This window comes from Pseudomonas sp. GM33 (assembly GCF_000282295.1).
Classification (GTDB): Bacteria; Pseudomonadota; Gammaproteobacteria; order Pseudomonadales; family Pseudomonadaceae; genus Aquipseudomonas; species Aquipseudomonas laurylsulfatiphila.
In genome coordinates this window covers 55,312-67,353 of record NZ_AKJO01000076.1, presented here as the reverse complement: position 1 = coordinate 67,353, position 12,042 = coordinate 55,312, and the positions used below count along the sequence as shown (strand labels likewise).

The 12,042-nt window shown below is 59.8% G+C and carries 15 protein-coding genes; 14 read left to right on the top strand and 1 reads right to left on the bottom strand.

The window, feature by feature from the left end; genetic code table 11:
* Positions 1–172: 172 nt before the first annotated feature.
* Complete coding sequence (suhB, locus tag PMI26_RS16975; RefSeq protein WP_007974015.1) at positions 173–991, bottom strand: type III secretion system regulator SuhB; 819 nt, start codon at positions 989–991, stop codon at positions 173–175.
* Positions 992–1,137: 146 nt separating this feature from the next.
* Between suhB and trmJ the strand changes: the two genes are divergently transcribed.
* The 14 genes from trmJ to PMI26_RS17045 all read left to right on the top strand — a co-directional run bounded on the left by trmJ (position 1,138) and on the right by PMI26_RS17045 (position 12,041).
* On the top strand, positions 1,138–1,908 hold the full coding sequence (gene trmJ, locus PMI26_RS16980; RefSeq protein ID WP_007974014.1) for a tRNA (cytosine(32)/uridine(32)-2'-O)-methyltransferase TrmJ: 771 nt from the start codon (positions 1,138–1,140) through the stop codon (positions 1,906–1,908).
* Between the two features lie 2 nt (positions 1,909–1,910).
* Positions 1,911–2,687 (top strand): serine O-acetyltransferase, encoded by a 777-nt coding sequence (gene cysE, locus PMI26_RS16985; RefSeq protein ID WP_007974012.1) that lies wholly within the window; start codon positions 1,911–1,913, stop codon positions 2,685–2,687.
* A 278-nt stretch (positions 2,688–2,965) separates the two neighbouring features.
* Positions 2,966–3,457 (top strand): Fe-S cluster assembly transcriptional regulator IscR, encoded by a 492-nt coding sequence (gene iscR / locus PMI26_RS16990; RefSeq protein ID WP_007974010.1) that lies wholly within the window; start codon positions 2,966–2,968, stop codon positions 3,455–3,457.
* A 50-nt stretch (positions 3,458–3,507) separates the two neighbouring features.
* The gene (locus tag PMI26_RS16995) at positions 3,508–4,722 is read left to right on the top strand and encodes an IscS subfamily cysteine desulfurase (RefSeq protein ID WP_007974008.1); all 1,215 of its coding nucleotides are present in this window, start codon (positions 3,508–3,510) and stop codon (positions 4,720–4,722) included.
* 83 nt (positions 4,723–4,805) lie between these two features.
* On the top strand, positions 4,806–5,192 hold the full coding sequence (gene iscU, locus PMI26_RS17000; protein WP_007974006.1) for a Fe-S cluster assembly scaffold IscU: 387 nt from the start codon (positions 4,806–4,808) through the stop codon (positions 5,190–5,192).
* A gap of 28 nt (positions 5,193–5,220) precedes the next feature.
* On the top strand, positions 5,221–5,544 hold the full coding sequence (gene iscA / locus PMI26_RS17005; RefSeq protein WP_007974004.1) for an iron-sulfur cluster assembly protein IscA: 324 nt from the start codon (positions 5,221–5,223) through the stop codon (positions 5,542–5,544).
* A gap of 8 nt (positions 5,545–5,552) precedes the next feature.
* A complete protein-coding gene (gene hscB / locus PMI26_RS17010) occupies positions 5,553–6,074 on the top strand; it encodes a co-chaperone HscB (RefSeq protein WP_007974002.1) in 522 nt (173 codons plus the stop codon).
* Positions 6,075–6,125: 51 nt separating this feature from the next.
* On the top strand, positions 6,126–7,988 hold the full coding sequence (hscA, locus tag PMI26_RS17015) for a Fe-S protein assembly chaperone HscA (RefSeq protein WP_007974001.1): 1,863 nt from the start codon (positions 6,126–6,128) through the stop codon (positions 7,986–7,988).
* A 2-nt stretch (positions 7,989–7,990) separates the two neighbouring features.
* Positions 7,991–8,332 (top strand): ISC system 2Fe-2S type ferredoxin, encoded by a 342-nt coding sequence (gene fdx / locus PMI26_RS17020; protein ID WP_007974000.1) that lies wholly within the window; start codon positions 7,991–7,993, stop codon positions 8,330–8,332.
* 14 nt (positions 8,333–8,346) lie between these two features.
* Positions 8,347–8,547 carry a Fe-S cluster assembly protein IscX gene (iscX, locus tag PMI26_RS17025; protein WP_007973999.1) on the top strand — a complete coding sequence of 67 codons (201 nt, stop codon included), beginning with the start codon at positions 8,347–8,349 and terminating at the stop codon, positions 8,545–8,547.
* Positions 8,548–8,635: 88 nt separating this feature from the next.
* Entirely contained in the window at positions 8,636–9,064 is a 429-nt protein-coding gene (gene ndk / locus PMI26_RS17030; protein WP_007973998.1) for a nucleoside-diphosphate kinase, read from the top strand.
* A 23-nt stretch (positions 9,065–9,087) separates the two neighbouring features.
* Positions 9,088–10,236, top strand: a complete 1,149-nt coding sequence (gene rlmN, locus PMI26_RS17035) for a 23S rRNA (adenine(2503)-C(2))-methyltransferase RlmN (RefSeq protein ID WP_007973997.1) — start codon at positions 9,088–9,090, stop codon at positions 10,234–10,236.
* Positions 10,237–10,248: 12 nt separating this feature from the next.
* On the top strand, positions 10,249–11,007 hold the full coding sequence (gene pilW, locus PMI26_RS17040) for a type IV pilus biogenesis/stability protein PilW (RefSeq protein WP_007973996.1): 759 nt from the start codon (positions 10,249–10,251) through the stop codon (positions 11,005–11,007).
* The gene (locus PMI26_RS17045; protein WP_007973995.1) at positions 11,007–12,041 is read left to right on the top strand and encodes a RodZ domain-containing protein; all 1,035 of its coding nucleotides are present in this window, start codon (positions 11,007–11,009) and stop codon (positions 12,039–12,041) included. The genes pilW and PMI26_RS17045 overlap by 1 nt, the downstream gene beginning before the upstream one ends.
* The last annotated feature ends 1 nt before the right edge of the window (position 12,042 follow it).

Below are 12,042 nucleotides of genomic sequence, written 5' to 3'. Positions count from 1 at the left end.
GCGAGCCTGCTCGCGAAGAACCCAAGGACGCCGCGTTTATCCAGAATTCCCGCGTTATCGTTGACGACCATCGCGAGCAGGCTCGCTCCTACAGAGGGTTGTGGTGTTGTCGAGGGCGAATTCCAGGCATAAAAAAAGCACCCCGACGGGTGCTTTTTCTGTCGCGGGAAGCTTAGCGCTTCAGCGAGGCCGGCAGGTGCGGCTGGATCGCCGTCAGGACTGCCTTGAAGCACTTGGTGTTACCGGCAACGACGTGGCCTTTCTCGAGGAAGTCGTGACCGCCGGTGAAGTCGCTCACCAAGCCGCCGGCTTCCTGGATCAGCAGGGCGCCTGCCGCCATGTCCCACTCGGACAGGCCCGACTCCCAGAAAGCGTCGAAACGGCCGGCGGCCACGTAGGCCAGGTCCAGGCTCGCGGAACCTGCGCGGCGGATGCCGGCAGTCTGGCCAACCAGGGCGCGGAACATGCCCAGGTAGTTGTCGAGGTTGTCCATCTGCTCGTCACGGAACGGGAAGCCGGTACCCAGCAGGGCGCCGTCCAGGCTGGTGCGACCGCTGACGCGCAGGCGACGACCGTTCAGTTGAGCGCCGCGACCACGGCTGGCGGTGAATTCTTCCTGGCGAACCGGGTCCAGAACAACAGCGTGCTCCAGGCGACCGCGGTATTTGCAGGCAATGCTGACAGCGAAGTGAGGAATGCCGCGCAGGAAGTTGGTGGTGCCGTCCAGCGGATCGATGATCCACAGGTACTCTTCGCCTTCGATGCCGGTGCCGGCATGCATGCCGGTCTCTTCACCCAGGATCGAGTGATTTGGGTACGCCTTGCGCAGGGCGTCGATGATTTTCTGTTCGGCGGCGCGATCCACCTCGGATACGTAATCCTTGGCGTCTTTTTCGTCGACCTTGATGGTATCCAGGCGCTCGATGGAGCGGAAGATCAATTCACTGGCGCTGCGGGCGGCGCGCAGCGCGATATTCAGCATGGGCTGCATGGATGTGTCACCTAAGGTTGTTAAAGAAAGCCGGGCATTCTATCAGAAAGTTTCTACAGGAGAAGGACGACGTTCGCTTTCATGGCTTAACGGTAGCTTCAGCTGTAAGATTCCGCTCCCGATTATCGTGTTCGAGAGCGCCTCCCTTGCTGCATAACATTCGTGTCGTCCTGGTCAATACCAGCCATCCGGGCAATATCGGCGGGGCTGCGCGTGCCATGAAGAACATGGGCTTGTCGCGACTGGTGCTGGTCGAGCCTCGTCAGTTCCCGCATCACGAAGCCGACGCTCGTGCTTCCGGTGCCGGTGACATCCTTGAAAACGCGCAAGTCGTCGCCACCTTGGAAGATGCCCTGGTCGGCTGCAATCTGGTGCTGGGTACCAGTGCCCGCGACCGGCGCATTCCCTGGCCGCTGCTCGACCCCCGCGAATGCGGAACGAAGGTGGTCGAGGAAGCCGGGCAGGGCGCGGAAATCGCCCTGGTGTTCGGTCGTGAAGATTCCGGCCTGACCAACGAAGAGCTGCAGCGATGTCATTATCACGTGCACATCCCATCCGACCCGGAGTTCAGTTCGCTGAACCTTGGGGCGGCGGTGCAGGTGTTGAGCTATGAAGTGCGCATGTCCTGGCTGGCGGCCCAAGGCCAGCCAAGCAAGGTCGAGAAGGAAGAGGTGGCTTCGGTCAAGAGCGCTGAGCTCGCGACCATGGACGAGCTGGAGCGATTCTATGAACACCTGGAGCAAACCCTGGTGGCCATCGAATTCCTCGATCCGGAAAAACCACGGCACTTGATGGCGCGCCTGCGCCGGTTGTACGGACGCAGCTCGGTCAGCCGGGCGGAAATGAATATTTTGCGTGGCATCCTCACGGAAACCCAGAAAGCGGCCCGTGGTGAGCTTCTAAAGCGGAAGGATTAATGATGTTTGAGCGTTTGCGTGAAGATATCCAGAGCGTATTCCATCGAGACCCGGCGGCGCGTAACGCTTTTGAAGTCCTGACCTGCTACCCCGGTATGCACGCCATCTGGATTCACCGTTTGTCGGCGATGCTGTGGCGCGCGGACCTGAAGTGGCTGGCGCGGCTGGTGTCGAACTTCGGTCGCTGGCTGACCGGGATCGAGATCCATCCGGGGGCCAAGGTCGGTCGTCGTTTCTTCATCGACCATGGCATGGGCATCGTCATCGGTGAAACCGCCGAGATCGGCGACGACGTCACTATTTACCAGGGCGTGACCCTGGGCGGCACCAGCTGGAACAAGGGCAAGCGTCACCCGACCCTGGGTGATGGGGTCGTTGTCGGTGCCGGCGCCAAGGTGCTTGGCCCGTTCACTGTGGGTGCGGGTGCAAAGGTTGGCTCCAACGCCGTGGTGACCAAGGAAGTTCCGCCGGGCGCCACGGTGGTGGGGATTCCGGGGCGGATCATCGTCAAGCCCGACCAGGAGCTGGACGCCAAGCGCAAGGCCATGGCCGAGAAGATCGGTTTTGATGCCTACGGCGTGACTGAAGACATGCCTGACCCGGTGGCTCGCGCCATCAACCAATTGCTCGACCACCTGCAGGCGGTCGATGGGCGTCTGGAGGGGATGTGCGGGGCGTTGAAGGATCTGGGCAGTAATTACTGTGCGAAAGACCTGCCTGAGCTGCGCGAAGAAGATTTCGCCTGCGTAAAAGACAAAGACCAGACCCAGGCCCACTGACGCCTTTGTTTAGGAGCTGCCGCAGGCTGCGATCTTTTGATCTTGTTTTTTTAAAAATCAAAGTCAAAAGATCGCAGCCTTCGGCAGCTCCTACAGGGATCGGAGGTCGTATTTGGGTAATGGCGCTGCGCTAAGCGGTGTGCCATTAAGCCGCAGACCCTGCTATGATGCGCCCGCTCTTTTGCGGGTAATCCTGACTAAAGTACTAGGTCTTTTAGTTGACTTAAATACTCGGGAATTGCATACTCGCCTCATTCCGAACTCCGTGGTAATTGTCCATGCGACTGACTACAAAAGGCCGATACGCCGTGACCGCCATGCTTGACCTGGCGTTGCACGCGCAGCACGGGCCCGTGTCCCTGGCCGATATCTCCGAGCGCCAAGGCATCTCCCTGTCCTACCTCGAACAGCTTTTTGCCAAATTGCGCCGCAGCAATCTGGTGTCCAGCGTGCGTGGTCCGGGCGGTGGCTACCAATTGTCCCGCGACATGCAGGGCATCCAGGTCGCCCAGGTGATCGATGCGGTGAACGAATCGGTCGATGCCACCAAATGCCAGGGGCAGGGTGATTGCCATCAAGGCGACACCTGCCTGACCCACCACTTGTGGTGCGACCTGAGCCTGCAGATTCACGAATTTCTGAGCGGTATCAGCTTGGCTGACCTTGTGACTCGCCGTGAGGTGCAAGAAGTAGCCCAGCGTCAGGACCAGCGCCGTTGCAACAGCAAGGTGCCACGCCTGGACAAGATTGAAGCGTCCGCCGTCGAATGACAGCCAAAGAGCTAGCGGCACGCCAGCCAGCCTGATTTAGGAGATAGTCCATGAAATTGCCGATTTACCTTGATTACTCTGCGACCACCCCGGTTGATCCGCGTGTCGCGCAAAAGATGAGTGAATGCCTGCTGGTCGACGGAAACTTCGGTAACCCGGCGTCCCGTTCCCACGTGTTCGGCTGGAAAGCTGAAGAGTCCGTTGAAAACGCCCGTCGTCAGGTGGCTGACCTGGTCAATGCCGACCCGCGTGAAATCGTCTGGACCTCCGGTGCCACCGAATCCGACAACCTGGCAATCAAGGGGGCGGCACATTTCTACGCCACCAAAGGCAAGCACCTGATCACCACCAAGATCGAGCACAAGGCTGTCCTGGACACCATGCGCCAACTGGAGCGTGAAGGGTTCGAAGTGACCTACATCGAGCCTCGCACCGATGGCCTGGTAACGCCTGAGATGATCGAAGCCGAACTGCGCGACGACACCATCCTGGTGTCGGTCATGCACGTGAACAATGAAATTGGCACCATCAACGACATCGCGGCGATCGGCGAACTGCTCCGTTCCAAGGGCATCCTGTTCCACGTCGACGCCGCTCAGTCCACCGGCAAGGTCGAGATCGACCTGCAGAAGCTGAAAGTCGACATGATGTCGTTCTCCGCCCACAAGACCTACGGTCCTAAAGGTATCGGCGCCCTGTACGTAAGCCGCAAGCCGCGCGTACGTATCGAAGCGACGATGCACGGTGGCGGCCACGAACGCGGCATGCGTTCCGGCACCCTGGCGACCCACCAGATCGTCGGCATGGGTGAAGCGTTCCGCGTAGCCAAGGAAGACATGGCTGCCGAGAACGCACGCATCAAGGCCTTGAGCGACCGTTTTTACAAGCAGGTCGAGCATCTGGAAGAGCTGTACGTCAACGGCAGCCTGACCGCCCGCGTTCCGCACAACCTGAACCTGAGCTTCAACTACGTTGAAGGCGAGTCGCTGATCATGGCACTCAAGGATCTGGCGGTTTCGTCCGGTTCGGCCTGCACCTCGGCTTCGCTTGAGCCTTCGTACGTACTGCGCGCCCTGGGCCGCAACGACGAACTGGCTCATAGCTCGATCCGCTTCACCTTCGGCCGTTTCACCACCGAAGAAGAAATCGACTACGCCGCGCAGAAAGTTTGCGAGGCCGTAACCAAGCTGCGCGCTCTGTCGCCGCTGTGGGATATGTACAAAGACGGTGTCGACATTTCGAAAATCGAGTGGGCGGCACACTGATTTCAAGTCGCCGCGAACCGGCCCCGCGAACTTCGGTTGCGGGGCTCAAAGAGCGACTCTCTGATGAGTGAGGATTGAGAATCATGGCTTACAGCGAAAAGGTCATCGACCACTACGAAAACCCGCGCAACGTCGGCAAGATGGACGCGGAAGATCCTGATGTCGGCACCGGCATGGTCGGCGCTCCGGCGTGCGGCGACGTGATGCGCCTGCAGATCAAGGTCAACGACGCCGGCATCATCGAAGATGCCAAGTTCAAGACCTACGGCTGCGGTTCGGCTATCGCTTCCAGCTCCCTCGCCACCGAGTGGATGAAGGGCAAGACCCTGGACGAAGCGGAAACCATCAAGAACACCCAGCTGGCTGAAGAACTGGCCCTGCCGCCAGTGAAAATCCACTGCTCGGTACTCGCTGAGGACGCCATCAAGGCGGCTGTTCGCGACTACAAGCAGAAGAAAGGCTTGATCTAAGCATTTGGCGACGAGTAAGGAGTCAACGATGGCTATCAGCATGACAGAAGCGGCGGCTAAGCACGTGCGACGCTCCCTCGACGGGCGCGGCAAGGGTGAAGGGATTCGTCTGGGTGTTCGCACCACGGGCTGTTCCGGCCTTGCCTACGTGCTGGAGTTTGTCGACGAGGTGGTTGCTGAGGACCAGGTGTTCGAAAGTCACGGCGAAAAAGTGATCATCGACCCGAAAAGCCTGGCCTACCTGGACGGCACCGAACTCGATTTCGTCAAGGAAGGGTTGAACGAAGGCTTCAAGTTCAACAACCCCAACGTGCGCGGTGAATGTGGCTGCGGCGAAAGCTTCAACATCTGAGGCTTGTCGTGGGTACTCCTTGTCATTTCGCTTTATTCGAGCTGCAACCGAGTTTCGATCTGGACCTCGACCAGCTGGCTACGCGCTACCGCGAGTTGGCGCGCGGCGTTCATCCGGACCGCTTTGCAGACGCTTCCGAGCGCGAGCAGCGGCTGGCGCTGGAGCAATCCGCGAGCCTCAACGAGGCCTACCAGACGCTCAAGAGTCCACCCAAGCGCGCGCGTTACCTGCTCGCCTTGAATGGTGGCGAGCTGCCGCTGGAGGTCACGGTGCATGATCCGGAGTTCCTTCTGCAGCAGATGGAGCTGCGTGAAGAGCTCGAAGACCTGCAGGACAGCGCCGACCTCAATGGCGTTGCCGTCTTCAAGCGTCGCTTGAAGGCTGCCCAGGATGAACTGAACCAAAGCTTCGCAGCTTGCTGGAACGATGCCGCGCAACGTGAACGGGCCGAACGCCTGATGCGGCGCATGCAGTTCCTCGACAAGCTCACCTACGAAGTGCGCCAGTTAGAAGAGCGCCTCGACGATTAACCCAGTGCCGCTCCGGTCGCACGCCTGATATACAGATAAGTCCTGATAACGATGGCCCTACTGCAGATCGCCGAACCCGGCCAAAGTCCTCAACCGCACCAGCGTCGTCTGGCTGTGGGGATCGACTTGGGCACTACCAATTCGCTGGTCGCTGCATTGCGCAGTGGACTTTCCGAGCCTCTGGCTGACGCGCAAGGGCGGGTCATCCTGCCGTCTGCCGTGCGCTATCACGCCGATCGCGTCGAGGTTGGCGAATCCGCCAAGCTGGCTGCCGCCACCGATCCCCTGAATACCGTGCTGTCGGTCAAGCGCTTGATGGGTCGTGGTCTGTCCGACGTCAAGCAGCTGGGCGAGCAACTGCCCTACCGCTTTGTCGGTGGCGAGTCGCACATGCCGTTCATCGACACGATCCAGGGCCCGAAAAGCCCGGTCGAAGTGTCTGCCGATATCCTCAAGGTCCTGCGCCAGCGCGCCGAAGCGACCCTGGGCGGTGAGCTGGTGGGGGCGGTGATCACCGTTCCGGCCTATTTCGATGACGCTCAACGTCAAGCCACCAAGGATGCGGCCAAGCTGGCCGGCCTGAATGTGCTGCGTTTGCTCAATGAGCCGACCGCTGCTGCTGTGGCCTATGGTCTGGATCAGCATGCCGAAGGCCTGGTCGCCATTTACGACCTGGGCGGCGGCACCTTCGATATTTCGATTCTGCGTCTGACCGGCGGTGTCTTCGAAGTCCTGGCCACCGGCGGCGACAGCGCCCTGGGCGGCGATGACTTCGATCACGCGATCGCTGGCTGGATCATCGAGAGCGCCGGTCTGTCCGCCGACCTCGATCCAGGTGCGCAGCGCAACCTGCTGCAAACCGCCTGTGCCGCCAAAGAAGCGCTGACCAATGCGGCGACCGTTGAGGTCGCCTATGGCGACTGGAAAGCCGAGCTGACCCGTGAAGCCTTCAATGCGCTGATCGAGCCGATGGTCGCGCGCAGCCTCAAAGCCTGCCGTCGTGCGGTACGTGATTCCGGTATCGAGCTGGAAGACGTGCACGCGGTGGTCATGGTTGGGGGTTCGACTCGCGTACCCCGCGTTCGCGAAGCCGTCGCCGAAGCGTTCGGACGTCAGCCCCTGACTGAAATCGACCCGGATCAAGTGGTCGCCATCGGTGCTGCGATCCAGGCCGATACTCTGGCCGGTAACAAGCGCGATGGTGGCGAACTGCTGCTGCTCGACGTGATTCCGTTGTCCCTGGGCCTGGAAACCATGGGCGGCCTGATGGAGAAGGTGATTCCGCGCAACACCACCATCCCCGTCGCTCGCGCCCAGGACTTCGCCACCTATAAAGATGGCCAGTCGGCCATGGCGATCCACGTGTTGCAGGGCGAGCGCGAGCTGATCAGCGACTGCCGCTCCCTGGCGCGCTTCGAATTGCGCGGTATCCCGGCGATGGTGGCGGGTGCGGCGAAGATTCGCGTGACCTTCCAGGTCGATGCCGACGGTCTGCTCAGTGTTTCCGCCCGAGAACTGGGTTCGGGCGTCGAAGCCAGCATTCAGGTCAAGCCGTCCTACGGCCTGACCGACGGCGAAATCGCCAAAATGCTCAAGGACTCGTTCCAGCACGCCAATGACGACAAGGTTGCCCGTGTACTGCGCGAGCAGCAGGTCGACGCCCAGCGTCTGATCGAGGCTGTGCAGGCCGCTCTGGAGGCCGATGGCGAGCGCTTGCTCGACGCCGAAGAGCGCTTGGTCATCGATCTGCAGGTGCAGGAACTGACCGAACTGATGAAAGGTACCGATGGTTACGCCATCGAGCAGCAGACCAAGCGTCTGTCGCAAGTGACCGACGCTTTTGCTGCCCGCCGCCTGGACTCGACGGTGAAAGCCGCGCTGGCGGGGCGCAACCTGAATGAGATTGAGGAATAACGATGCCGCAGGTCATTTTTCTGCCACACGAGAAGTTTTGCCCCGAAGGCATGGTTGTTGAGGCTGAGACGGGGGTTTCCATCCTCGAACTGGCCCATGAGCACCACATCGAGATGGAAAGCGCCTGTGGCGGCGTGTGTGCCTGCACCACCTGCCACTGCATCATCCGTGAGGGTTTCGACTCGCTGGATGAGGCCGACGAGCTGGAAGAAGACTACCTTGATAAGGCCTGGGGCCTTGAGCGCGAGTCCCGCCTGGGGTGCCAGGCCAAGGTCGGTACCGAAGACCTGACGGTCGAAATTCCGAAGTACTCGCTCAACCACGCCGCCGAAGCGCCGCACTGATTCAAGGAATTGTCATGAAACTCAAGTGGACTGATGTGCTGGAGATCGCGATCCAGCTGGCTGAAAGCAAGCCCGACGTGGACCCTATGTCGGTCAACTTCGTCGATCTGCGCAAGTGGGTAATGGAATTGCCCGATTTCGACGACATGCCTGAGCATTGTGGCGAAAAGATCCTGGAGGCCATTCAGGCCCACTGGATCGAAGAACGCGACTGAGCCACGCCGCAGGTTAGGCAATACCCAAGAACCCGCGTATAATTCGCGGGTTTAATTTTTCGTAAATTACCGTTTCTGGAGTTACACCATGGCTGTTCAACGTACTTTCTCCATCATCAAGCCTGACGCCGTTGCTAAAGGCGTTGCTGACCAGATCGTCGCCCGTTTTGAAAAAGCAGGCCTGAAAGTTGTCGCTTCTGAACAGAAGCAACTGACCAAGGCAGAAGCAGAAGGCTTCTACGCTGAGCATAGCGCTCGTGGTTTCTTCGGCGACCTGGTTGCTTTCATGATCTCCGGCCCGGTTGTCGTTCAAGTTCTGGAAGGCGAAAACGCTATCGCTCTGAACCGTGAGCTGATGGGCGCTACCAACCCTAAAGAAGCTGCTCCTGGCACCATCCGTGCAGATTTCGCTGATTCCATCGACGCCAACGCTGTACACGGCTCTGACTCGGAAGCAGCTGCTGCACGCGAAATCGCTTTCTTTTTCCCTGCTGTAGAGGCAGTCGCTCAGGCTTAACGCTACTGAGTGAAGGTGAATCCATGACTACATCGACTGTAAAAACAAACCTGCTGGGTCTGACTCAGCTGGAAATGGAAAAATTCTTCGACTCAATCGGGGAGAAGCGTTTCCGTGCCGGTCAGGTAATGAAATGGATTCACCACTTTGGTGTCGATGATTTCGATGCCATGACGAACGTCAGCAAGGCCTTGCGCGAAAAGCTCAAGGCTGTTGCTGAGGTCCGTGGTCCGGAAGTGGTCAGCGAGGACATCTCCAGCGACGGCACCCGCAAGTGGGTGGTGCGCGTGGCGTCCGGCAGCTGCGTCGAGACCGTGTACATTCCCCAGGGCAAACGCGGCACCTTGTGCGTTTCGTCCCAGGCAGGCTGTGCCCTGGATTGCAGTTTCTGCTCCACCGGCAAGCAAGGCTTCAACAGCAACCTCACCGCCGCCGAAGTCATCGGCCAGGTGTGGATTGCCAACAAATCCTTTGGCAGCGTCCCGGCAACCGTCGACCGTGCCATCACCAACGTGGTGATGATGGGCATGGGTGAGCCGCTGCTGAACTTCGACAACGTCGTCGCGGCCATGCATCTGATGATGGACGACCTGGGCTACGGCATTTCCAAGCGCCGCGTGACCCTGTCGACCTCCGGCGTGGTACCGATGATCGATGAGCTGTCCAAGCACATCGACGTCTCTCTGGCGTTGTCCCTGCACGCACCGAATGACGCATTGCGTAACCAATTGGTGCCGATCAACAAGAAGTATCCGCTTAAGATGCTGCTCGAGTCGTGCCAGCGCTACATGTCGTCCCTGGGCGAAAAGCGTGTGCTGACCATCGAGTACACCTTGCTCAAGGACGTCAACGACAAGCTTGAGCACGCCGTGGAAATGATCGAGCTGCTCAAGAACATCCCGTGCAAGATCAACCTGATCCCGTTCAACCCGTTCCCGCATTCCGGGTACGAGCGTCCGAGCAACAACGCCATTCGTCGTTTCCAGGATCAGCTTCATCATGCCGGTTTCAACGTCACCGTCCGCACCACCCGTGGTGAAGACATCGACGCCGCCTGTGGTCAATTGGTAGGGCAGGTGCTGGATCGCACCCGTCGCAGCGAACGTTATATCGCCGTGCGTGAATTGAACGCCGACAGCGATGTTGCTTCGAGCACTGCGAACAACAATTAAGAGAGGATCTCTATGTCCCTGCGCTTTGCGCTGCTTTTGCTGTTGGCCAGCCTGTGTGCTGGCTGCGTGCTTTCGGGTGATTACAACCCGATGAAGACCAGCAAGGGCCGTGATCAAGCGCGTGAGGCATACGTGCAGCTCGGTATCGGGTATTTGCAACAAGGCATGACCGAGCGCGCCAAGGTTCCGCTGAGAAAAGCCCTGGAACTCGATGGCTCCGACCCGGATGCCAATGCGGCGCTGGGGCTGGTGTTCCAGGCCGAGATGGAGCCGGAGCTGGCCGACGAGCATTTTCGCAAGGCACTGTCTTCCCGTCCGGGCGACGCACGAATCCTCAATAATTACGGCAGTTTTCTTTTCGAGCAGAAACGTTACAAGGAAGCCTACGAGCGCTTTGAACAAGCCGCTGCCGATACGCTGTACCCTGAACGTTCGCGGGTGTTCGAGAACCTGGGCATGACCGCTGCGATGCTCGGCCAGCGTGATCTGGCCCAGCAGCAACTGGAAAAAGCCCTGCGCCTGAACCGGCAACAACCTCGTGCATTGCTGGAAATGGCTGAGTTGTCTTACGAAGACAGGCATTATGTGCCCGCGCGAGATTATTACGACCGTTTCAGCCAGCTCTCCGAGCAAAATGCACGTAGTCTATTGCTCGGCGTTCGGCTGGCAAAAGTGTTCGAAGATCGCGACAAGGCTGCAAGTAAAGGCCTGCAACTAAAAAGACTCTATCCCGGTACGCCGGAATATCAGCAATACCTGTCGGAGCAATGATGAAAGCGGCGCATCCCGAAGTTGTAGCAGCGAATCGCGTTAACCCTGGTGAGACTTTGCGCCAGGCCCGCGAAAGCAATGGCTGGTCGCTGGCCGAAGTGGCCCTCAAGCTCAACCTCACCACCACTTCCTTGAGCAATCTGGAAGCCGGCGCGTTCGACAAGCTGCCCGGGCATACCTTTGCCCGTGGTTACATTCGCGCCTACGCCAAGTTGCTCGGTATGGACCAGGCCGTTCTGGTCCAGCAATTCGATCAATCCACCGGCACCGACTCCCAGGGCAGCAATGTTCACAGCCTGGGTCGTATTGAAGAGCCGGTCCGGGTTTCCCACACCATTTTGCGAATCGTCAGCCTGCTGTTGCTGGTTGCGGTGATCGGTGGCGGTTTCGTCTGGTGGCAGGATCAGACCTCGATGCGCACCAAGGACCTGATCGGTCTGGCACCAGAACACGTAGAAGTCGAAGGTGCCGACGGTACCACTCAGATTCATCCGCTGGACGAGCCGGAAGACCAGGCCGTCGCGGAAGGTCAGACCGAAGGCGGCACGGCTCTCGCGCTGCCACAGGCCGAGGCTCCGGCTGAAGCACCGGAACAGGCTCAAGTGACTGCGCCAGTTGCCCCGGCAGCGCCGACCACGCCAGCCGCACCCGCGCATACCCCTGCGCCCGTTGTCGCAGCGCCGGTGACCCCGGCAGCTCCGGCTCCGGCAGCGCCTGCCGCCCCGGTCCCTGCGGTGACTGCACCGGTAGCCGCTGCGGCTCCTGCTCCAGCGCCAGCCGCACCGGTGGCCGGTCAGGGCCAGGTTCAGGTGCAGTTCACCTCCGATTGCTGGACGCAAGTGACCGACGGTAGTGGCAAGGTGCTGTTCAGCGGTCTCAAACGCAAAGGCGACAGCCTGGCAGTCAATGGCAAACCACCGTTTTCCGTACGCCTGGGCTTTGCCCGCGGCGCTCAGGTCAGCTACAACGGCCAGCCAGTCGATGTCGCTCCGTTCACCAGTGGCGAGACTGCTCGCCTGAAGTTGGGTCAATAAG

Bases quoted from the DNA above. Each gene is read 5' to 3' on its own strand.
- suhB (WP_007974015.1), bottom strand. From the start codon at position 991: ATGCAGCCCATGCTGAATATCGCGCTGCGCGCCGCCCGCAGCGCCAGT.
- cysE (WP_007974012.1), top strand. From the start codon at position 1,911: ATGTTTGAGCGTTTGCGTGAAGATATCCAGAGCGTATTCCATCGAGAC.
- iscR (WP_007974010.1), top strand. From the start codon at position 2,966: ATGCGACTGACTACAAAAGGCCGATACGCCGTGACCGCCATGCTTGAC.
- PMI26_RS16995 (WP_007974008.1), top strand. From the start codon at position 3,508: ATGAAATTGCCGATTTACCTTGATTACTCTGCGACCACCCCGGTTGAT.
- iscU (WP_007974006.1), top strand. From the start codon at position 4,806: ATGGCTTACAGCGAAAAGGTCATCGACCACTACGAAAACCCGCGCAAC.
- iscA (WP_007974004.1), top strand. From the start codon at position 5,221: ATGGCTATCAGCATGACAGAAGCGGCGGCTAAGCACGTGCGACGCTCC.
- hscA (WP_007974001.1), top strand. From the start codon at position 6,126: ATGGCCCTACTGCAGATCGCCGAACCCGGCCAAAGTCCTCAACCGCAC.
- fdx (WP_007974000.1), top strand. From the start codon at position 7,991: ATGCCGCAGGTCATTTTTCTGCCACACGAGAAGTTTTGCCCCGAAGGC.
- iscX (WP_007973999.1), top strand. From the start codon at position 8,347: ATGAAACTCAAGTGGACTGATGTGCTGGAGATCGCGATCCAGCTGGCT.
- ndk (WP_007973998.1), top strand. From the start codon at position 8,636: ATGGCTGTTCAACGTACTTTCTCCATCATCAAGCCTGACGCCGTTGCT.
- rlmN (WP_007973997.1), top strand. From the start codon at position 9,088: ATGACTACATCGACTGTAAAAACAAACCTGCTGGGTCTGACTCAGCTG.
- pilW (WP_007973996.1), top strand. From the start codon at position 10,249: ATGTCCCTGCGCTTTGCGCTGCTTTTGCTGTTGGCCAGCCTGTGTGCT.
- PMI26_RS17045 (WP_007973995.1), top strand. From the start codon at position 11,007: ATGAAAGCGGCGCATCCCGAAGTTGTAGCAGCGAATCGCGTTAACCCT.